The sequence below is a fragment of the Pseudomonas sp. TWP3-1 genome (assembly GCF_049896625.1).
Lineage (GTDB): Bacteria > Pseudomonadota > Gammaproteobacteria > Pseudomonadales > Pseudomonadaceae > Aquipseudomonas.
In genome coordinates this window covers 1-19633 of the sequence record NZ_JAFCUQ010000007.1, presented here as the reverse complement: position 1 = coordinate 19633, position 19633 = coordinate 1, and the positions used below count along the sequence as shown (strand labels likewise).

General features: G+C 61.1%; 16 protein-coding genes. 5 read left to right on the top strand and 11 right to left on the bottom strand.

Annotated features, from left to right (window positions below):
• Nucleotides 1-153: 153 nt before the first annotated feature.
• From ACP7BN_RS11575 to ACP7BN_RS11545, 7 genes are all read right to left on the bottom strand, one after another.
• Entirely contained in the window at nt 154-1797 is a 1644-nt protein-coding gene (locus ACP7BN_RS11575; protein ID WP_426204180.1) for a BatD family protein, read from the bottom strand.
• Nucleotides 1794-3530 (bottom strand): tetratricopeptide repeat protein, encoded by a 1737-nt coding sequence (locus tag ACP7BN_RS11570; RefSeq protein ID WP_426204178.1) that lies wholly within the window; start codon nt 3528-3530, stop codon nt 1794-1796. The genes ACP7BN_RS11575 and ACP7BN_RS11570 overlap by 4 nt, the downstream gene beginning before the upstream one ends.
• A complete protein-coding gene (locus ACP7BN_RS11565; RefSeq protein WP_426204176.1) occupies nt 3527-4606 on the bottom strand; it encodes a vWA domain-containing protein in 1080 nt (359 codons plus the stop codon). Before ACP7BN_RS11565 ends, ACP7BN_RS11570 begins: the two co-directional genes overlap by 4 nt.
• Nucleotides 4599-5096, bottom strand: coding sequence for a DUF4381 domain-containing protein (locus ACP7BN_RS11560; RefSeq protein ID WP_426204174.1), 498 nt, complete (start codon nt 5094-5096; stop codon nt 4599-4601). Before ACP7BN_RS11560 ends, ACP7BN_RS11565 begins: the two co-directional genes overlap by 8 nt.
• Nucleotides 5093-6037 carry a DUF58 domain-containing protein gene (locus ACP7BN_RS11555; protein WP_426204173.1) on the bottom strand — a complete coding sequence of 315 codons (945 nt, stop codon included), beginning with the start codon at nt 6035-6037 and terminating at the stop codon, nt 5093-5095. Before ACP7BN_RS11555 ends, ACP7BN_RS11560 begins: the two co-directional genes overlap by 4 nt.
• A gap of 5 nt (nt 6038-6042) precedes the next feature.
• Nucleotides 6043-7002: an AAA family ATPase gene (locus tag ACP7BN_RS11550; protein ID WP_007913915.1), complete on the bottom strand. Its 960-nt coding sequence runs from the start codon at nt 7000-7002 to the stop codon at nt 6043-6045.
• A gap of 289 nt (nt 7003-7291) precedes the next feature.
• Entirely contained in the window at nt 7292-7645 is a 354-nt protein-coding gene (locus ACP7BN_RS11545; protein ID WP_426204172.1) for a hypothetical protein, read from the bottom strand.
• Nucleotides 7646-8158: 513 nt separating this feature from the next.
• Between ACP7BN_RS11545 and ACP7BN_RS11540 the strand changes: the two genes are divergently transcribed.
• Nucleotides 8159-13051 (top strand): NAD-glutamate dehydrogenase, encoded by a 4893-nt coding sequence (locus ACP7BN_RS11540; RefSeq protein WP_426204171.1) that lies wholly within the window; start codon nt 8159-8161, stop codon nt 13049-13051.
• An 84-nt stretch (nt 13052-13135) separates the two neighbouring features.
• On the opposite strand, the gene ACP7BN_RS11535 is transcribed toward ACP7BN_RS11540, so the two are convergent.
• The 3 genes from ACP7BN_RS11535 to ACP7BN_RS11525 all read right to left on the bottom strand — a co-directional run bounded on the left by ACP7BN_RS11535 (nt 13136) and on the right by ACP7BN_RS11525 (nt 15578).
• On the bottom strand, nt 13136-13537 hold the full coding sequence (locus ACP7BN_RS11535) for a cupin domain-containing protein (protein ID WP_426204170.1): 402 nt from the start codon (nt 13535-13537) through the stop codon (nt 13136-13138).
• A 190-nt stretch (nt 13538-13727) separates the two neighbouring features.
• Nucleotides 13728-14021 carry a putative quinol monooxygenase gene (locus ACP7BN_RS11530; RefSeq protein ID WP_420649742.1) on the bottom strand — a complete coding sequence of 98 codons (294 nt, stop codon included), beginning with the start codon at nt 14019-14021 and terminating at the stop codon, nt 13728-13730.
• A 123-nt stretch (nt 14022-14144) separates the two neighbouring features.
• Nucleotides 14145-15578, bottom strand: a complete 1434-nt coding sequence (locus tag ACP7BN_RS11525) for a PLP-dependent aminotransferase family protein (RefSeq protein WP_426204168.1) — start codon at nt 15576-15578, stop codon at nt 14145-14147.
• A 309-nt stretch (nt 15579-15887) separates the two neighbouring features.
• Between ACP7BN_RS11525 and ACP7BN_RS11520 the strand changes: the two genes are divergently transcribed.
• Nucleotides 15888-16328: a carboxymuconolactone decarboxylase family protein gene (locus ACP7BN_RS11520; RefSeq protein ID WP_426204166.1), complete on the top strand. Its 441-nt coding sequence runs from the start codon at nt 15888-15890 to the stop codon at nt 16326-16328.
• On the opposite strand, the gene ACP7BN_RS11515 is transcribed toward ACP7BN_RS11520, so the two are convergent.
• The gene (locus ACP7BN_RS11515) at nt 16329-16676 is read right to left on the bottom strand and encodes a hypothetical protein (protein WP_426204165.1); all 348 of its coding nucleotides are present in this window, start codon (nt 16674-16676) and stop codon (nt 16329-16331) included.
• A 149-nt stretch (nt 16677-16825) separates the two neighbouring features.
• Between ACP7BN_RS11515 and ACP7BN_RS11510 the strand changes: the two genes are divergently transcribed.
• Genes ACP7BN_RS11510 through ACP7BN_RS11500 form a run of 3 tightly spaced genes read left to right on the top strand, consistent with a single transcriptional unit; the run spans nt 16826 to nt 19063 of the window.
• Nucleotides 16826-17545 carry an STN domain-containing protein gene (locus ACP7BN_RS11510; protein ID WP_426204164.1) on the top strand — a complete coding sequence of 240 codons (720 nt, stop codon included), beginning with the start codon at nt 16826-16828 and terminating at the stop codon, nt 17543-17545.
• Entirely contained in the window at nt 17542-18093 is a 552-nt protein-coding gene (locus ACP7BN_RS11505) for an RNA polymerase sigma factor (RefSeq protein ID WP_420649747.1), read from the top strand. Before ACP7BN_RS11510 ends, ACP7BN_RS11505 begins: the two co-directional genes overlap by 4 nt.
• 31 nt (nt 18094-18124) lie before the next feature.
• On the top strand, nt 18125-19063 hold the full coding sequence (locus tag ACP7BN_RS11500) for a FecR family protein (protein WP_426204511.1): 939 nt from the start codon (nt 18125-18127) through the stop codon (nt 19061-19063).
• Nucleotides 19064-19633 lie beyond the last annotated feature (570 nt).

Below are 19633 nucleotides of genomic sequence, written 5' to 3'. Positions count from 1 at the left end.
GCGAAAGAGGAGGGAGTTTACTGGCAATCGGGTCAGGTTGCCCGAAGGGGATGAAAATCAACAGATCGTCCGATCGCGGCCCGAGCCTGCGGAAGCTTCAGGGGAAATGCATTGCAAATTGTCGGAGCTGCCACAGGCTGCGATCTTTTGAGCTTACTTCGGATAAAGCGGCGGCAACCCGCTGTCACCCACCGGATCCTGCACCCGCTCCGCCGCCGGGATCGCCCGAATCGCCCGCCATAAATCCTCACCTTGCCAATGCTGGCCGGTTTCGCTGTAGAGCGCACCGTTGAGGCCATCCAGCGCATCCGACAGCGGCACAAACCGCGCCGCCATATCCGCCAGCGTTTCCGGCTGCTGCCGCGCCCAGGCATCCAGCGCCTGCCGCGTTGCGTGCGGGTCGTTGGCCTGACTGGCACGCTTGATGTCGTCCATCAATGTGCGGGGGCTCGGGCCGGTTTGCGCGGCACGCAGGATCGCCGGTTGCCAGCGCGCGCGCCACCACAGGCCGAAGCCGAGCAGGGTGGTGCAGGCCAGAATCATGGTGCTGAGTTTCCACCACCACAGCGCTTCACTGTCGGCGCCGCCGGCCATTTGCTGGTTACCGGCCGGGGTGTCGACTTGCAGGCTCGGATTGTTCAGCACTTGCAGGGTGCGCGCCGGCAGGCTGCTGTGTTCCAGATGATCTTCGAAGGTGTTCCACCAGACCACGTCCACCGTCGGCAGCTCGATGGCGCCGCTGCGACTCGGTACCAGCGCTTCGCGCTCCTCGCGACTGCCGATCAGGCCTCGTTCGCTGTTCTGATTGGTCAGCACCGGTTGATCTGGATAGCGGCGCAAACCGTTGGCCTCGGTCGCGGGCAGCGGCGGCAATTGTGAGCTGGCCTGGCCTTCGACCCGGAGTGTCAAGCTGCGGGTCAGGGAGTCGCCGACTTGCGTGTGCTCCGGTTCCGGGCTCCAGCTCTCGCTCAACGTCAGGCTGCGCGCCGGTAGCCACGGCGCGTCACTCGGATACGTCATCGGCTTGGGTTTGACCGTCAGCGGAATCTCCACCGAGCTGATGCGCATCAGCTTGCCCGGTTTCGGCCCTTGCGCCGCCGTAGCGTCCTGCGACGGCTGGGCGTCGACCAGTGTGGCGCTGAAGGTTTGCGGCGCGATAGTCAGCAGGCCGCTGTGTTGCGGGTAGATCGCGTAGCGCATTTCGATCACGCCGTGGCGCACACCATTGATGTCTTTTTCGTAAGTACGCATCTCGCCCAGCTGTTCGATGCGCGCATCGGCGATCTGCAACGGGGTCAGGCTGCTGTCGTCATACAGCGACACCGAATGGTAGATGCGCAGGGTCAGAATCACCTGGGCCTGCACATACACGCTGGACTGATCGAGACTGGCCTCGATAAACACCGGGTCCTGCGAATTGTTGTCTTCGCGGGTGTCGCTCTCGACCACTTGCACGGTGATCGGCTGACTCTGCGTGTCACCCAGTTGCAGCGCTGGAATCACCACGCTGCCGTTCTGCTTGGGCAGCAGGGTGATGATCCAGCGCGTGGTCGCACGGTTGGCGCCATTGAGCGTGTTGAGTTGGTTGACCTGACGGGTGCCACGCACTTCGAACTGTGCCTCCAGCGGTGCCAGATCCGGTTTGCCGAACTGCGTGACATCGTTGGATTCGAGGGTCAGCTCGACCGTCTCGCCGGAGTTCAGGCGACTGCGATCCACACTGGCTGTCAGCTCGGCCGCGTGGGCAGATGCTGTGCAGATCAGCAGTGGCAGCAAGAGGGCGGTGAAGCGGGTCATCGAGTGTTTTCCTGATCCTGATGTTGTTGCTGTTCGTACCAGAACTTGCGTCGCAGCAGTTCGCCCGGATCGTCCGGGATCTTGCCCAGCCATTGTTCCAATGCCTGGCGTTGCTCGCCGGCGAGGTTGTCCTCGCTCGGGTGCAGCGTCGGCGGGGTGCTTTGTTGTTCGCCTGGCTCGCTTTCCGGCAACTGGTTGGCGCCCGGCAGTGGCGGAGCAGTTGGCGGCGGTTCGGCGGCCGAATCGCTTGGTTGAACCTCGCCTGAGGTTTCATTTGTACCTGCCGGCGGTGGAGTGTTTGCCGGCGGTGTGTCACCACCCGGAGCGTTTTGCTGATCGGTCTTGTTGTCCGGTTCAGCCGGCGGTGGAACATTTTTCAGCTTGAGCAGATTTTCCACCAGCGCCTTGTTGGTCAGCGCCGGGCGCAGATCTGGCTGGCGCTCCAGTGCCTGTTCGTAGGCATCCAGTGCCGCGTCCAGCTCGCCACTTTTGGCCAGCGCATTGCCTCGATTGTAGTGGGCGTGCGCGTCGTTGCCTTCGGCAAAGCGCTGAGCGGCGCCACTGTAGTCGCCGGCTTCGTACAGCGCCACCCCTTGCCACTGCGGATCTTCGAAATGTTGCGCGGCCTCGGCGGGGCGCTTCTGTTTGAGCAGGTGCAGACCCTGTTGGTCGGGGCGCAGCCACAGGTCTTCGAAGTCGAACGCATAACTCGGTTGCGGCAGGCAGAACAGCAGCGGCAGGCAGAACAACCAGCCACGCCGACCGGCGCAAGCCGCCAGCAACAGCAGCGGCAATAGCAGCCAGTAACCCTGATCAGCCCAAGTGTCGAGACGCAGGGTCTGGCCATCGTTGCGCAGGCTGCGCGGACCGTCGAGCAGGCCAAGTTCGCCCAGATCGGATTCATCGAGACGAGCAATGCGATACTCGCCGCCCACTGAATTTACAAAGCTGTTGAGCGCGGCGCTGTCGAGTTGCGGTACGCGGATTGCGCCTTGTTCATCCTTGAGGAAACTGCCGTCCTCCTGCGCAATCGGCGCTCCTTCCGCGGTGCCGACTCCGAGCATCAGCAATTGCGCCGATTGCCCGCTCAGCGCCTGACGAATGCCTTGGCGTTCCTGTTCCGACAGCGACGAGCCGATCAGCAGAATCCGCCCTTGGCCGAGTGCGCCTTGTTCGAGCAACGCCAAAGCTTTGCTCACAGCCAAATCAGCGCGATGGCCGCTTTCCGGCATCAGCGAAGGCTTCAATGCGTCGAGCAGATTACGACTGGTCGCCAGATCATCCGACAGCGGCACCAGCGTATGCGCGCTGCCGGCGTAAACGACAATCGCGGTCTGCGCATCGCTGCGCACTTGCAGCAGATCGAACAGTTTGCGCCGCGCCTGTTCCAGACGCGTCGGCGGCGAATCGGTGGCGAGCATTTCCGGGGTCAGTTCCAGCACTACCACCAGAGGATCGGCAGGCTTCTGGCTGATCTGCTCGACGCGCTCCCAGCTCGGCCCGAGCAACGCCAAAACTGTCAGCAGCCAAGCCACGCCAAGCGCAACCCACGGTAGTTTGCTGTCGCGACCGCTACCACCACTGAGCAAAGTGGCGTGAAATGCTGGCGGCAAGATCATCTGCCAGCGCCCGGCGCGTTTCTGCCGATGCCACAGCAACCAGATCATCCAGCCCAGCAGTGGCAAAAGCAGCAACCACCAAGGGCGAAACCAGTGCGGCCAGAGTGCGATCATCGGCGCCTCCGCAGACGCAAGCGCTTGAGGCGGTCGCGCCAGTCAGGCAGAGGGCTTTGCAGATAGAGTTGCTTGGTCAACAGGCGTTGCAGCGGGTTGTCCGGCCACAATTCGCGTGCGACCAGCAGCATGCTCAACCACAGCGCCAGTGCCAGCGGCCAGTGATACAGCGCCTGGGCCGGGCGGGCCTGGGTCGGTTGCTGAGTCACCGGTTCCAGTTGATCGAGAGTGTCCTTGATCGCTTGCAGCTCCTTGGCGTCGCGGGCGCGGAAGTAGCGACCGCCAGTGGCCTCGGCGATGGCTTTGAGAGCCGGTTCGTCGAGATCCAGCGTCGGGTTGGCGCCGAGCAGGGCGGTAGCGCCGCTTTCTGCCGGATCGGCGCCTATGCCGATCGGATAGATCTTCACGCTTTCGTTAGCCGCCAGACGCGCAGCGGTCAGTGGATCGATTTCGCCGCCATTGTTGGCGCCGTCGGTGACCAGAATCAGCACCCGGCTCTGCGCCGGACGCAGGCGCAAACGCTTCAGTGCCAAGCCGATGGCATCGCCAATCGCGGTGTTCTTGCCGGCAATACCAATGCGCGCTTCGTCGAGCCAGACCCGCACCGTGCGCCGGTCAAAGGTCAGCGGCGCTTGCAGATACGCCTGGCTGCCGAACAGGATCAATCCAACCCGATCACCCTCGCGACTTTCGAGGAAATCGCCGAGCAGATGCTGCACCAGCGTCAGGCGGCTGACGTCTTCGTCCTTCCACTGCATGTCGGGGAAATCCATCGAACCGGACACGTCCACTGCCACCAGCAAATCACGCCCGCTAGCCGAAATCGGCAGCGGCTCGCCGAGCCATTGCGGGCGCGCGGCTGATATCAGCAAAAACAGCCAGAGCAGCATGAACGGTGCTTGTTGGCGCCACGCGGGCAGATTGGCCCGGGCGCGGCGGCGGGCGAGGCCTTCGAGGTCGGCGAGGAAGCTGACTTTCAGCGCCGGTTCGCCGCTGTCGGCCACCGGCAGCACGAGGCGCATCACCCACGGCAATGGCAGCAGCAGAAACATCCACGGCCAGGCAAATTCAAACATGCTTGCGAATCCAGGTATCGACCGCTTGAGTCAGACCGGCGATGGCCTTGTCATCGAGTTTGCACTCGGGTTTGTACGCGCCTTCGACCAGCACCATCCAGCGCGTCAGACCAGCGGCGGGGCAGCGATTGTCGAGGAATGCCAGCCATTTGCGGCCGTTGAGAGTGTGACTCTGGCTATACGGATAGTGATTGCGGCATAGGCGTTTGAGCAGACCATTGAGCTGCTGCAACCAAGCGCCGGCCGGGGCGCCGTCGTAGGGCTTGGGCATTTGTGCGAGTTCGGCGAGTGCGGCGACACGCACCGGGTCCAGCGGTATTTCCGCGCGAACGATCGGGCGCTTCTTGATCGGGATGAAACGACGCAGGCGCCACAGCGCCAAACCGATTATCGGCACCAGCAAAAGCAGCAGCCACCAGCCCGGCGCCGGAGGCCAAAAGGCAATCGGTGGCGGCGAGATCAGCGGTTGCAGCTTTTCGAGGTCGTTCATCGACCTTTCCCCGGTCGCTGCGGATTGAGGAACTCGCGCAGTTGCTCGACCATTTCGCTCTGGGTGCTCAGGGGCATCAGCAGCACCCGCAGTTTCTGCGCGAGCAATTCCCAGCGGGCGATGCGTGCTTCGGCTTGCGCGCGGTAGGTCTGGCGCAGTTCAAAGTTGAGGGTGTCGAGCTCGAGTTGCGCGCCGCGCTCGGCGAATCGCAGCAGACCAGCAGCAGGCAAAGCGTGATCGAGTGGATCGGACAATGGCAAGAGCAGCAGGTCGCAATGACGCGACAACAGGCTCAGTTGCTGCTCGGCACTCTCGGACAGCGCGCGCTCATCACAAATCACAATCGCCAGACTGCCCGGGCGCAGCACTTCGCGCGCACGCCTCAGCGCCACGCCAAAGGCATCGCGATCCGGCTCGCGCTCGGTGTGCAGCGATTGATTGACCTTGACCAAGCGGTTGAGCAGTTGCAGCAGGCTCTGTTTGCTGCGCCGAGGTTTGATTTCGTAGTGCTCGTTATCGCCGAATACCAGCCCGCCGACCCGGTCGTTATGACCCAGCGCAGCCCAGCCGATCAGCGCCGCCGCCTGCGCCGCGAGTACCGATTTGAACATCAGCCCGGAGCCGAAAAACAGCCGCCGGCTCTGTTCGACCATGATGAAAATCGGTCGCTCGCGTTCCTCATGGAACAGCTTGGTGTGCGGCTCTTGAGTACGCGCAGTCACGCGCCAGTCGATGGTGCGCACGTCGTCGCCGGCCTGATACACGCGCACTTGATCGAAGTCGACGCCACGCCCACGGAATTTCGAGTGATGCAGGCCGATCAGCGGGCTGCGCTGGCTCGGCGTGGAAAACAGCTGTACTTCGCGCACCCGGTGGCGCATTTCGATCAGGTCGGCGAGAGTTGCGCGTACGCCGGGTTCGGAAGGCAGGGAGGCGTTCATCGGGGTCAAGCGACGGCTACGACGTCGAGAATCCGCTGCACGACGCGATCCTGGTCGATGCCGGCGGCCTCGGCTTCAAACGACAGAATGATGCGATGGCGCAACACATCGAACAGCACCGCTTGAATGTCTTCCGGGCTGACAAAGTCGCGCCCGGCCAGCCAAGCGTGAGCACGGGCGCAGCGGTCAAGGGCAATCGAACCGCGCGGGCTGGCGCCGTAGGCAATCCACTCGGCCATTTCCGGGTCGAACTTGGCCGGGTTGCGCGTGGCCATGACCAGTTGCACCAGGTATTCCTCCACGGCGTCGGCCATGTAAAGACCGAGGATTTCCTTGCGCGCGGCGAAGATCGCCTGCTGGCTGACCCGACGTTCAGGTTTGGTCTCGCCGTTCAGCGCTTCGCCACGCGCCTGTTGCAGGATGCGCCGTTCGACGGCGGCGTCGGGGAAACCGATCTTGACGTGCATCAGGAAGCGGTCGAGCTGGGCTTCTGGCAGCGGATAGGTGCCTTCCTGCTCGATTGGGTTCTGCGTGGCCATCACCAGAAACAGCGGCGAAAGCTCGTAGGTGCTGCGTCCCACACTGACCTGACGCTCGGCCATGGCCTCGAGCAATGCCGACTGAACCTTGGCCGGGGCACGGTTGATTTCGTCCGCCAGCACCAGGTTGTGGAAGATCGGGCCTTGCTGGAACACGAAGCTGCCGGTTTCCGGGCGATAGATCTCGGTGCCGGTGATGTCTGCCGGCAGCAGGTCGGGCGTGAACTGGATGCGATGGAACTGGGCTTCGATGCCCTCGGCGAGTTCTTTGATCGCTTTGGTCTTGGCCAGCCCCGGCGCGCCCTCGACCAGCATGTGGCCGTCGGCGAGCAGGGCGATGAGCAAACGCTCGATGAGTTTTTCCTGGCCGAGGATCTGCGTTGAAAGAAAGGTTCGCAGCGCGAGCAGCGCTTCACGATGTTCCATCGATGACTGTTCCTGGAAAAGGTCGCCCCGGCTGTTCGAACAACCCCGGGGCTGGGGGCGTTACTTTAATCCATCGCGGGGGGTGGCGACTAACGGCATTTTGCGCAAAGTGCGGGAAATGACTGGGGGAAATGTTGGAATTTTGTAGGCGGGGGAGTGTTGAGGTAGCAGTTATGGCCTCATCGCTGGCAAGCCAGCTCCCACAGGTTCTGGGATATACACAAAATCTGTGTTCACCACGGACACTGTGGGAGCTGGCTTGCCAGCGATTGGACCGGTGCAGACACCCTCAAATCTGGCTAATGAAAGTGCCAGTCCCATCCAGAATATTCTTCAAGGTCAGCTCTACTTCGGCCAGATCCACCATGTTCGCGTCATAAGTGATTTCCAGCACGTCATCACCGTTGAGCACATCGGCATCGGCGGCAGCGATTTCAATCTTCAGCAGCGTCGGGGTCAGCGTGACTTTCACACCATCCAGCGTCGACGGCTCGCCATCCAGTGTGATCTCCAGCTCTTCCTCGTCCGGGTAGCGGCTCATCAGAAACATTTCGCCCTTGTCGCTGTGGCAGCAGAGCATGGCCATGTTGTCTTCTTCGTCGTCGCACGGGTTGACGATCAAAAGGGCTGTGGTCATTTGCATGGGGGAATTCCTGCCTCGGTGGGCGTATTGGTCGCAATAAAGCCCAATTCTGCCAGCCCTCGGGAATTTCTGCTCGGACAAGTGTCTGAGCAGGGGCGTGACCGTCGTGAGGGTGTCGGGTCATTTCATGTGCGGATGTTTCGAAAAAACTCACCCAAACCGCCTGAATCCGGCGCTGACTGCTAGTGTTGTGCGATGCATCGCGCGTTGTTTGCGTGCCCGTGAACGAATATGTCGCAGCACCGCAAGCAGACACATTGTCGCAGTCGTTAAGCTGCGCAACGGATGAGCACCTGCAAAGGCATTGTCGCTGGCCCGCCAACGGCGCCCGACAGTCGCTTTTGCAGATGCCCATTCACGGAGGTGAATGTGACCTGAGTGTCTCGTCCAGCTTCACCCACCTGTCATCCTGTTTCCTCTGCCCGAGATTCAGGAACAGGCTGACGGATCGCCCCGAAAGGGGTTTTGCACGCGACGCTTCCATCAATAACAAGCCCAAGCGGAGTACCACAGATGGCGTTCTTCACCGCAGCCAGCAAAGCCGACTTCCAGCACCAACTGCAAGCGGCACTGGCGCAGCACATCAGTGAACAGGCACTGCCACAAGTGGCGCTGTTCGCTGAACAATTCTTCGGCATCATTTCCCTGGACGAGCTGACACAACGTCGCCTCTCCGACCTCGCTGGCTGTACTCTTTCTGCGTGGCGCCTGCTTGAGCGCTTCGATCACGCGCAACCGCAAGTGCGCGTCTACAACCCTGATTACGAACGCCACGGCTGGCAGTCGACCCACACCGCGGTCGAAGTGCTGCACCACGACCTGCCATTTCTGGTCGACTCGGTACGCACCGAGCTGAACCGCCGCGGCTACAGCATCCACACCTTGCAGACCACCGTGCTCAGCGTACGCCGTGGCAGCAAGGGCGAGTTGCTGGAAGTGCTGCCGAAGGGCACTCAGGGCGACGGCATTCTGCAAGAGTCGTTGATGTACCTGGAAATCGACCGCTGCGCCAATGCGGCCGAGCTGAACGTGCTGTCCAAGGAGCTGGAACAGGTACTCGGTGAAGTCCGCGTTGCGGTGGCCGATTTCGAGCCGATGAAGGCCAAGGTGCAGGAAATCCTCACCAAGCTCGATAACAGCCAGTTCGCCGTCGATAGCGACGAAAAAACTGAAATCAAGAGTTTCCTGGAATGGCTGGTGGGTAACCACTTCACCTTCCTCGGCTACGAAGAGTTCACCGTTACCGATGAAGCCGATGGCGGCCATATTCAGTACGATCAGAACTCGTTCCTCGGCCTGACCAAACTGCTGCGCAACGGCCTGACCTACGAAGACCTGCGCATCGAAGACTACGCCGTCAACTACCTGCGCGAACCGACCCTGCTGTCGTTCGCCAAGGCTGCGCACCCGAGCCGTGTCCACCGTCCGGCTTACCCTGACTACGTGTCGATCCGTGAAATCGACGCCGACGGCAAGGTCATCAAAGAACACCGTTTCATGGGCCTGTACACCTCGTCGGTGTATGGCGAGAGCGTGCGGGTCATCCCGTTCATCCGCCGCAAGGTCGAAGAAATCGAACGCCGTTCCGGCTTCCAGTCCAAGGCTCACCTGGGCAAGGAACTGGCGCAGGTACTTGAAGTACTGCCGCGTGACGACCTGTTCCAGACCCCGGTCGACGAACTGTTCAGCACCGTGATGTCGATCGTGCAGATCCAGGAACGCAACAAGATTCGCGTGTTCCTGCGCAAAGACCCGTACGGTCGCTTCTGCTACTGCCTGGCCTACGTGCCGCGCGACATTTATTCCACCGAAGTTCGCCAGAAAATCCAGCAAGTGCTGATGGAGCGCCTGAAGGCTTCCGATTGCGAATTCTGGACCTTCTTCTCCGAGTCCGTATTGGCGCGCGTGCAGCTGATTCTGCGGGTCGATCCGAAGAATCGTCTGGACATCGATCCGCTGCAACTGGAAAAAGAAGTCGTGCAAGCCTGCCGCAGCTGGCAGGACGACTACGCCGCACTGACCGTGGAAAACTTCGGCGAAGCCAGCGGCACCAACGTGCTGGCTGACTTCCCGAAAGGCTTCCCGGCCGGCTACCGCGAGCGCTTCGCTGCGCATTCGGCCGTGGTCGACATGCAGCACTTGCTGAGCCTGAACGACAAGAACCAGTTGGTGATGAGCTTCTATCAGCCACTGGGTCAGGTCTCCGGTCAGCGCGAGCTGCACTGCAAGCTGTATCACGCCGACACGCCGCTGGCGCTGTCCGACGTGTTGCCGATCCTGGAAAACCTCGGTCTGCGCGTGCTGGGTGAATTCCCGTACCGTCTGCGCCACAACAATGGCCGCGAGTTCTGGATTCACGACTTCGCGTTCACGGCTGCCGAAGGTCTGGAGTTGGACATCCAGCAACTCAACGACACCTTGCAAGATGCGTTTGTGCACATCGTGCGTGGCGATGCCGAGAACGATGCGTTCAACCGTCTGGTGCTGACTGCCGGCCTGCCTTGGCGCGACGTGGCGTTGCTGCGTGCTTACGCGCGTTACATGAAGCAGATTCGTCTGGGCTTCGATCTGGGCTACATCGCCAGCACCCTGAACAACCACACCGACATCGCTCGCGAACTGACCCGGTTGTTCAAGACCCGCTTCTATCTGGCGCGCAAGCTGTCCGGTGATGATCTGGACGACAAGCAACAGCGTCTGGAACAGGCGATCGTGACCGCACTGGACGACGTTCAGGTGCTCAACGAAGACCGCATCCTGCGTCGCTACCTTGACCTGATCAAGGCGACCCTGCGCACCAACTTCTACCAGACTGACGCCAACGGCCAGAACAAGTCGTACTTCAGCTTCAAGTTCAACCCGCACTTGATTCCTGAGCTGCCGAAGCCTGTACCGAAGTTCGAAATCTTCGTTTACTCGCCACGCGTTGAAGGCGTGCACCTGCGCTTCGGCAACGTTGCTCGTGGTGGTCTGCGCTGGTCCGACCGTGAAGAAGACTTCCGTACTGAAGTCCTCGGTCTGGTGAAAGCTCAGCAAGTGAAGAACTCGGTCATCGTGCCGGTGGGTGCGAAGGGCGGTTTCCTGCCGCGTCGTCTGCCACTGGGCGGCAGCCGTGACGAGATCGCGGCCGAGGGCATCGCCTGCTACCGCATCTTCATTTCGGGCCTGTTGGACATTACCGACAACCTGAAAGACGGCACACTGGTGCCGCCGGCCAACGTCGTGCGTCATGACGACGATGACCCGTACCTGGTGGTTGCAGCGGACAAGGGCACTGCGACCTTCTCCGACATCGCCAACGGCATCGCCATCGACTACGGCTTCTGGCTGGGCGATGCGTTCGCCTCCGGTGGTTCGGCTGGTTACGACCACAAGAAAATGGGCATCACCGCCAAGGGCGCGTGGGTTGGCGTACAACGTCACTTCCGCGAGCGCGGCATCAACGTTCAGGAAGACAGCATCACGGTAGTGGGCGTCGGCGACATGGCCGGTGACGTGTTCGGTAACGGTCTGTTGATGTCCGACAAGCTGAAACTGGTCGCGGCTTTCAACCACCTGCACATCTTCATCGATCCAAACCCGGAAGCTGCCAACAGCTTCGCCGAGCGTCAGCGTCTGTTCGATCTGCCGCGTTCGGCGTGGTCGGATTACGACACCAGCATCATGTCCGAAGGTGGCGGCATCTTCTCGCGCAGCGCGAAAAGCATCGCGATCTCGCCGCAGATGAAAGAGCGCTTCGACATTCAGGCTGACAAGCTGACCCCGACCGAACTGCTGAATGCCTTGCTCAAGGCGCCGGTGGATCTGTTGTGGAACGGCGGTATCGGCACCTACGTCAAGGCCAGCAGCGAAAGCCACGCCGATGTCGGCGACAAGGCCAACGATGCACTGCGCGTGAACGGCAACGAACTGCGCTGCAAAGTAGTGGGCGAGGGCGGTAACCTCGGCATGACCCAGCTGGGTCGTGTGGAATTCGGTCTGAATGGCGGCGGTTCCAACACCGACTTCATCGACAACGCCGGTGGCGTGGATTGCTCCGACCACGAAGTGAACATCAAGATCCTGCTCAACGAAGTCGTGCAGGCCGGCGACATGACCGACAAGCAACGCAACCAGTTGCTGGCGAGCATGACCGACGAAGTCGGTGGTCTGGTGCTGGGCAACAACTATAAGCAGACTCAAGCGCTGTCACTGGCGGCCCGTCGCGCATTACCGCGGATCGCTGAATACAAGCGTCTGATGAACGATCTGGAAGGCCGCGGCAAACTGGACCGCGCCATCGAGTTCCTGCCGAACGAAGAAGCGCTCAACGAACGCATCGCCGAAGGCCATGGCCTGACCCGTGCCGAGTTGTCGGTGCTGATTTCGTACAGCAAGATCGACCTCAAAGAGCAGCTGTTGAGCTCGCAGGTTCCGGACGATGACTACCTGACCCGCGACATGGAAACGGCGTTCCCGCCGACTCTGGTCAGCAAGTTCTCTGAAGCCATGCGTCGTCACCGCCTGAAGCGCGAGATCGTCAGCACCCAGATCGCCAACGATCTGGTCAACCACATGGGCATCACCTTCGTGCAGCGACTCAAAGAGTCGACCGGCATGAGCCCGGCGAACGTGGCTGGCGCTTACGTGATTGTGCGTGACATCTTCCATCTCCCGCACTGGTTCCGTCAGATCGAAGCCCTGGATTACCAGGTTTCCGCTGACGTGCAACTGGAGCTGATGGACGAGCTGATGCGTCTGGGTCGTCGCGCTACACGCTGGTTCCTGCGTGCCCGCCGCAACGAGCAGAACGCTGCCCGTGACGTCGCGCATTTCGGTCCGCAACTGAAAGACCTGGGCCTCAAGCTCGACGAACTGCTCAACGGCGAAATCCGCGAAACCTGGCAGGCGCGTTATCAGGCGTACGTCGAAGCCGGCGTGCCGGAGTTGCTGGCCCGCATGGTGGCTGGCACCACGCACCTGTACACCCTGCTGCCGATCATCGAAGCGTCGGATGTCACCGGCCAGAACCCGGCAGACGTGGCCAAGGCCTACTTCGCCGTGGGCAGTGCGCTGGACATCACCTGGTACCTGCAACAGATCAGCGCTCTGCCGGTTGAAAACAACTGGCAGGCACTGGCCCGTGAAGCGTTCCGCGATGACGTCGACTGGCAGCAACGTGCGATCACCATCTCCGTCCTGCAACAAGGCGACGGCACACTGGACGTGGAAACCCGTCTGGCACAGTGGATGGCACTGCACGAGGGCATGATCGCCCGCTGGCGCGCCATGCTGGTGGAAATCCGTGCGGCGAGCGGTACGGATTACGCCATGTACGCGGTGGCCAACCGTGAACTGCTGGACCTGGCTTTGAGCGGGCAAGCGGTGGTGCCTGTCACTGCTGCTGCGGAGCTTGAAACTGCTTAAGCAAGCCGTGAAATGAAAAACCCCTGTATCGAAAGATGCAGGGGTTTTTTTATGTCGGCTCGTCTCGCGTTGGGGATATCGCGATCAGTTTTTCAGCGGAATCAGCACCTGTTCATCGGGCGAGAGCACCATGAATACCAGCAACTTGGCAGGCTTGCTCTTGCTGGCGTTTTTCGACACCAGATGCTCGGAACCGGCCGGTTCGTACCAGAACTGGCCTTTCTTGTAGGTGATGGCCTGTTCGCCTTTGACCTGGGAAATCACTTCGCCCTCCAGCACATAAGCCATGGCGGTGCCTTCGTGTTTGTGCGCGATGGATGACTGGCCGGGCTTGTAGTCGACTTCGATCATCATGGCTTTTTTGCCGGGGACGTTTTTCAGCGGTTGGTCTTGCAGGATCGAGACCTTTTCCGAGGCCTCGTGGGCCATGGCGGAAAAGGAAATGCTGAGGGCGAGTGCGGCGGCGAAGCAGTGCAGGGCTTTCATGGCGGATTACCTGTGAAGTGGGGGAGTCGGTAATCACAGTAGTCCGCGTGCCGGGGTATTCAAACGGCCAATATTCGGGAAGATCGGGTGACCAATTGCGGGCATTAAGATCAAAAGATCGCAGCCTTCGGCAGCTCCTACACAGATCAATGTAGGAGCTGCCGAAGGCTGCGATCTTTTGACCTTGTTTTTAAACGATTGGAAAAGAGTTGAAATCCACACTATTGGCCAAGCGGCTATCAATCAGGTCGATAAACCCCTGCGCTTCCGGGCGATTGAAATGCGCCTGCATCGCCGCTTCCGACTGCCAATGCGCGCTGACCGTCCAGCGGTGGCTGTCCTCGGGGCAGCGGTCGACCATGTAGGAATCGCATCCCGGCGTCTGGCGCAGGGTGTCGACGATGCGCTGCAACTGCTTGCCAAGCTCTTCGGAACGGCCGGCCGCAGCCTGCACCTGCACGGTGTTGATCACTTCGTTGGACATTGCTCACACTCCTGAATCAGGCCGGACGAATCCTGCTCATTGAGGGATAACGCCTGTGCAGAATAGGCCTGCGCCCCTCGATCACCAATAACCAATCGGCGGTTTATCGGCTACACCAATCTATCAGGCGACTTGTTGCAGAATGTCGCGCAGACGATCCAGCGCGATGTCGATGTCGAGCGTCTCGATGGCGCCGAAGCCGAAGTACAACCCGCTGCGAGCCGGTTGCTGATGATAGAACGTGTCGATGGAATACAGCCCGACCTCGACCTTTTTCGCCAGCTCGATCACCAGCGGCAAGTCAATCGGCACCCGGCAATACACCGCCATGTGAAACCCGGCGCTGGCCGGAACCGCTTCCAGCCATGGCGCCAGATCGCTGGCCATGCGCACCAGAATCCGCTCGCGGCGCTGGGCGTAGATGGTGTGGCAGCGACGGATATGCTTGAGCAGGCAACCCTCGGCGATGAACTTGGCCAGCGCCCATTGCGGCAGAGTCGAGGCGTGCAGATCGGTCAGTTGCTTGGCGCGAATCACCGCTTCGAGGATCGCCGGCGGCAGGATCGCGTAACCCAGACGCAGCTCTGGCAGCAGGGTTTTCGAGAAGGTACCGACGTAGGCGACGATGCCGCGCTGATCGAGATTGTGCAGTGAATCAGTCGGGCGGCCCTCGTAGCGAAACTCGCTGTCGTAGTCGTCCTCGATGATGATTGCGCCCAGCTCATGCGCGCGCTCCAGCAACGCCTCGCGTCGCGCCTGACTCATCGGCATGCCTAACGGAAACTGATGCGACGGCGTTACATAAATCAGCCGCGTGCCATCGGGAATATGCTCGACCTGCATGCCCTCGGCATCGACCGGCACACCGACCACCGTCGCCCCATGCGTGCCGAATAGCAGGCGTGCCGGCGGATAACCGGGATCTTCCATCGCCACCAGACTGCCGGGGCGCAACAGCACGCGGCTGATCAGGTCCAGCGCCTGCTGCGCACCGTTGCACACCACGATGTCTTCTTCCTGGCAGTTCACCCCGCGAGAAAACGCGATGTGCCGCGCGATTGCATTGCGTAGCGCTGGCAAGCCTTCGGCAAAACTGTAGAAGCCCTTTGACGCCGCTATCTGTCGCAGCGCGTGAGAGACGCAACGGCGCCAGTCATCGTGGGGGAACTGGCCCTTGCTGGTGGCGCCGCCGATGAAGTCGTAACGCAGCGAACCCTCAAGCGTCGGGTGGCGCAGGAACACCGGCAGATTGCGCCAGCTCTCGATCACCTCGGCTGCGGCCAGTTCCGAATGACTTTGCTTGCGCTGAACGGTCGCGGGCCGCGCGTTGACGTAGGTGCCTTTGCCGATCACGCCGGTGAGGAAGTTCTCGTAGGTCAGCTGCGCGTAGGTGTCGGAAATGGTCTTGCGCGAGATCCCCAGTTGCTCGGCGAGCAAGCGGCTCGGCGGCAGTTGGGTGCCAGCCGCCAAGCGCCCGGATTCAATGGCACCGCGCAGTTGTTGATACAACTGACCGGCAAGGTCCTTGCGGCCGTTGATCACGACGTGAAGTTCCATATCGACGGGGCGCTCCGGGCAATTGAGGTGCCGGCCAGATTACTCTGGTTTGCACTGCAGGCTGAAGTTGCGTAGTGCAAATCCCGCAAATTGGACACGTCCCCTGTGGGAGCTGGCTTGCCAGCGATGAGGACTTTGGATCCAGCATTAATGTCAGCAGATATGCCGCCATCGCTGGCAAGCCAGCTCCCACAGGTTTTGTGTTTGGCTTGTAGGCAGTGGTGTGGCGGTTTTGCGTGAAATTGGGGCTGTGATGCGGGCGGGGTAGCGCTTAGGTTATAGGCATATTTCCGTCATGAGAGCCGCATCATGTCCCCGCGCCTGGATTACTACAGCGCTTCGCCCAAAGCGATGAAAGCGATGATTGCCATGGAGGCCCTGACCAGCAACCTGAGCATCGAGCAGCCGCTGCTGCACCTGATCAAGATCCGCGCTTCGCAGCTCAATGGCTGCGCGTTCTGCACCGACATGCACTCGGTCGACGCGCGCCGCGCGGGGGAGAGTGATCGGCGTTTGTATTCGCTGGTGGTGTGGCGCGACAGCGATTTTTTCAATCCGCGCGAACGTGCTGCGCTGACGTGGGCCGAGGCGGTGACCCTGCTTTCTCAAAGCCACGTGCCTGACGACGTTTACCAGTTGGCGCGCGAGCAATTCAACGAGGCGGAAATGGTCGATCTGACGATTGCCGTGACCACCATCAACAGCTGGAATCGCCTGGCGGTAAGCTTCCGCCAAACCCCCAGCGAGTAATCATTTGCCGATCAACAACGGCGAATTCCCCGGATTGACTGGTGGGCGCTGCGGTTTCACCGAGGTGCCAAAGGTATTGCCCATACGCGTACTGGTCGCCGCTGGCGTCGCCAAACCAACCTGATTCGGCGCGCGTTTGTTCACCGGCACATTCAGCGCCTCTTGATTCTTCTGCGCCGCCGCCGCGCCTTCTGGATTGTTGCCCATCTGCTGGCTCAGACAATCGTAATTCGGCGCCTTATAGCCGCCGACCGTGACTTCCACGCAACCCAACGGTTGCTCGGCGTGCGCGACATTGAGCGCGGATATCAGCAGCCCGCCAAGGGCGATTTTCCACAGTGCATGCATGTTGGCCTCCTGGCCGGCCCGGACGGGCCGCTCTGCCTCTGAGTCTAGTGCAAGCGTGCTGACAACCCCGTGATGGTTTTTTTGCAGTGACCGTCACACCAGATTCATAAACAGCCCTCAGGATGACGGTTTTCAGGGGTATCCCAGCCGTGCAGCGAGGCAGTGCCAGGGACGGTTTTGTGCGTTCAGCGCTTTTGCGCCGGGTCTGCCTGGGGCTGCTGCTTGGCCTGCTGTCTGGCAAGTGTCTGGCCGAAGCGCTGCCGGCGGCGATGCGTGTGACGCTGCACATTCCCGCTCAGGATCTGGCGCCAGCGCTGGACCAGTTCAGTCGTGCCACTGGCATGGCGGTGCTGGTCGACAGCCAGTTGAGTCGCGGTCGTCGTTCGCTGGCAGTGGACGGCGAGTTCACCGCCGCTCAGGCGTTGCGCCAGTTGCTCGGTGGCAGCGGATTGATGGCGCGCTATGCCCGCGACGATGCGTTCACTTTGCAAGTGGCGCAGGTCGAGGACGTAGCGCAGCCGATGGAAAAACCGGTGCCGGGCAGCGCGGCAGTCAATCGCAGTTACGCGACCGCAGTGCAAGCGGCCATCGAGCGCAATCTGTGCCGTTCGCCGCTGACCCGGCCCGGGAGTTTTCGCGCGGTGTTGCAGTTGTGGATCGGCCGCGATGGCATGGTGCAACACAGTCGCCTGCTCACCTCGACCGGTGATGTGCGCCGCGATGCCGCGCTGGTAGACAGTTTTCACACGCTGAAAATCGACCGACCGACACCCGGCGCACTGCGCCAGCCGGTCACCTTGCTGTTGTTACCCGAATCCTCAGGAAAACGCATGGAATGCACACAACGGGAAGGAGCCTCTGAAGCATGAAAGACCCCGAACACCGTTCGATGGTCGAGCTGTTCCTGGCGTCCTACGAGGACTTTCGGGTGCGCCTGCGCAGGCGACTGGGTTCGGAGGATCTGGCCAACGACGTGCTGCACGAAACCTGGCTGCGGGTCGACCGCATGGAGACGCCACCGAACATCGCCAGCCCTAACGCCTACCTCTATCGCATGGCCCTGAACATCGCCGCCGATCGACGTCAGGCCGACGCGCGTTTTCTGACCGGCACTGAAGTCGAAGAACTGCTGCAAATCAGCGACGAAGCGCTGGACCCGGCGCGCGTGGTCGGTGGGCAAAAGGAAATTCAGTCGCTGCTTGACGCATTGTACGAACTGCCTGCGCGCCGTCGCCGGATCTTCATCGCCGCGCGACTGGAAGAAGCGCCGCACCTGGAAATTTCCCAGCGTTTCGGCATCTCCACGCGCATGGTCGAGAAGGAAATCAAAGCCGCGCTGGGGCATTGCGCAGCGAAACTGGAAAGAAAAGTGTTTCAGCGGTTCGGTCGCGGGGCCGGAAAACCGTCATCACCATGAGTCCCGATCAATTCGCTGAGTATCCGTGCGTTTGAACATCTTCCGTCTGACACCTGCCGAGCCAACGGCCGCCGAGCGTCTGCAAAGCGAAGCCCGCGACTGGCTGATTCTGCTGACCTCAGGCCGCGCCACAGTCGCCGACGCCCGCGCCCTGCGCCAGTGGTGCGCGCAAAGCGCTGAGCATGCGCGTGCCTTCGAAGAGTGCAAAGCCCTGTGGCACCTGCTGCAACCAGCGGCCGAGGCTGTGCAGGCGCCGCGTGGTTATGGTCGACGGGCATTTCTCGGCGGGGCGATCGCAGCATCGGCAGCGTTTTTTCTGGTGCGTGGCACGGTTCCTGGCGGGTTCTCCGGGCTGGGGGCGGATTACATCACCGAGGTTGGCCAGCAGCGACGCGTCGATCTGGCGGATGGTTTGAGCCTGGAATTGAACACTCAGACGCGCATCAATCAACGTGCCACGGACGAGGGTGTACAGGGTTTTGAATTGCTCAGCGGGGAAGTTGAAGTTCAAACCGCGCGGCTGCCTTTGGCGATGCAGGCCGGCGGCGGATGGTTGCGCGCCAGTCAGGCGCGCTTCAACTTGCGCAACATTGATCAGCAAGTGTGCGTGACTTGTCTTGATGGGGCGCTGGACATCGATGTTGAAGGCCGACGCCTGCGCTTGGAACCGGGGCAGCAACTGACCTATGACGCACAACAGGTTGGCGCGGTACAAAGCGTCGACACGGCGGCAGTAATGAACTGGCGGCAGAAAGTGCTGGTGTTCAACGGCGCGACCTTGAGTCAGATGATTGATGAGATCAACCGCTATCGGCCGGGGATGTTGCTGCTGCTCAATCGTCAGCTTGGTGAACGGCGGGTGCAGGCGCGTTTCAGTCTTGATCAACTGGCGGGTGTGGCGCTGTTGATTCGCGATGCTTATGGCGTGAAATGTACTGAGTTGCCGGGTGGTGTCGTTGTTTTGAGCTAGTGGGGTTGACTGTGTATATATCCGTTGCTGCGGTAATGGCTGCTTAGGGTTCCGCCCTTACGGCGGGTCACTTTTTCCAGACGCCGAAAAAGTAACCAAAAAGGCTTGCTCCAACGTACGGCCCGCTCGCTTGGGCTCGGGGTTCCTTCGCTCCGGGATCCATCCGGGGGGCATCGCCTCCGGTTTGCTTCGCTGCACCTCCTCTCGATGCATTTGGCTTCGCCAAACGGTCGCTGCGCTCCCACCCCCGGATGAATCCCTCCACTCAGCCTTCCGACGTCGCCCGTGCATCAAGATCAAAAGCTGCAGCCGAGCTAACGCTCATCCTGTTGAGTGGTGGGGAGCAGAGGCGGGGCGCGGTGGGCGTTGCTTTGGCGTTTGCGTTTCTGGTGCGAGTTTGCTCGAGAAAGCAGGCAGCCAGCCGACCGATACCTACCAGCTGTACTCAATCCCTGTGGGAGATTCTATGGTTGAGGGGAAGCCCTCAACCGACTTTCGGTTGGTATTCGTCCTCCCCCTTCAACAGTGCAAATACCACTCGGGCAAGCTTGCGGGCCAGGATCACCAGGG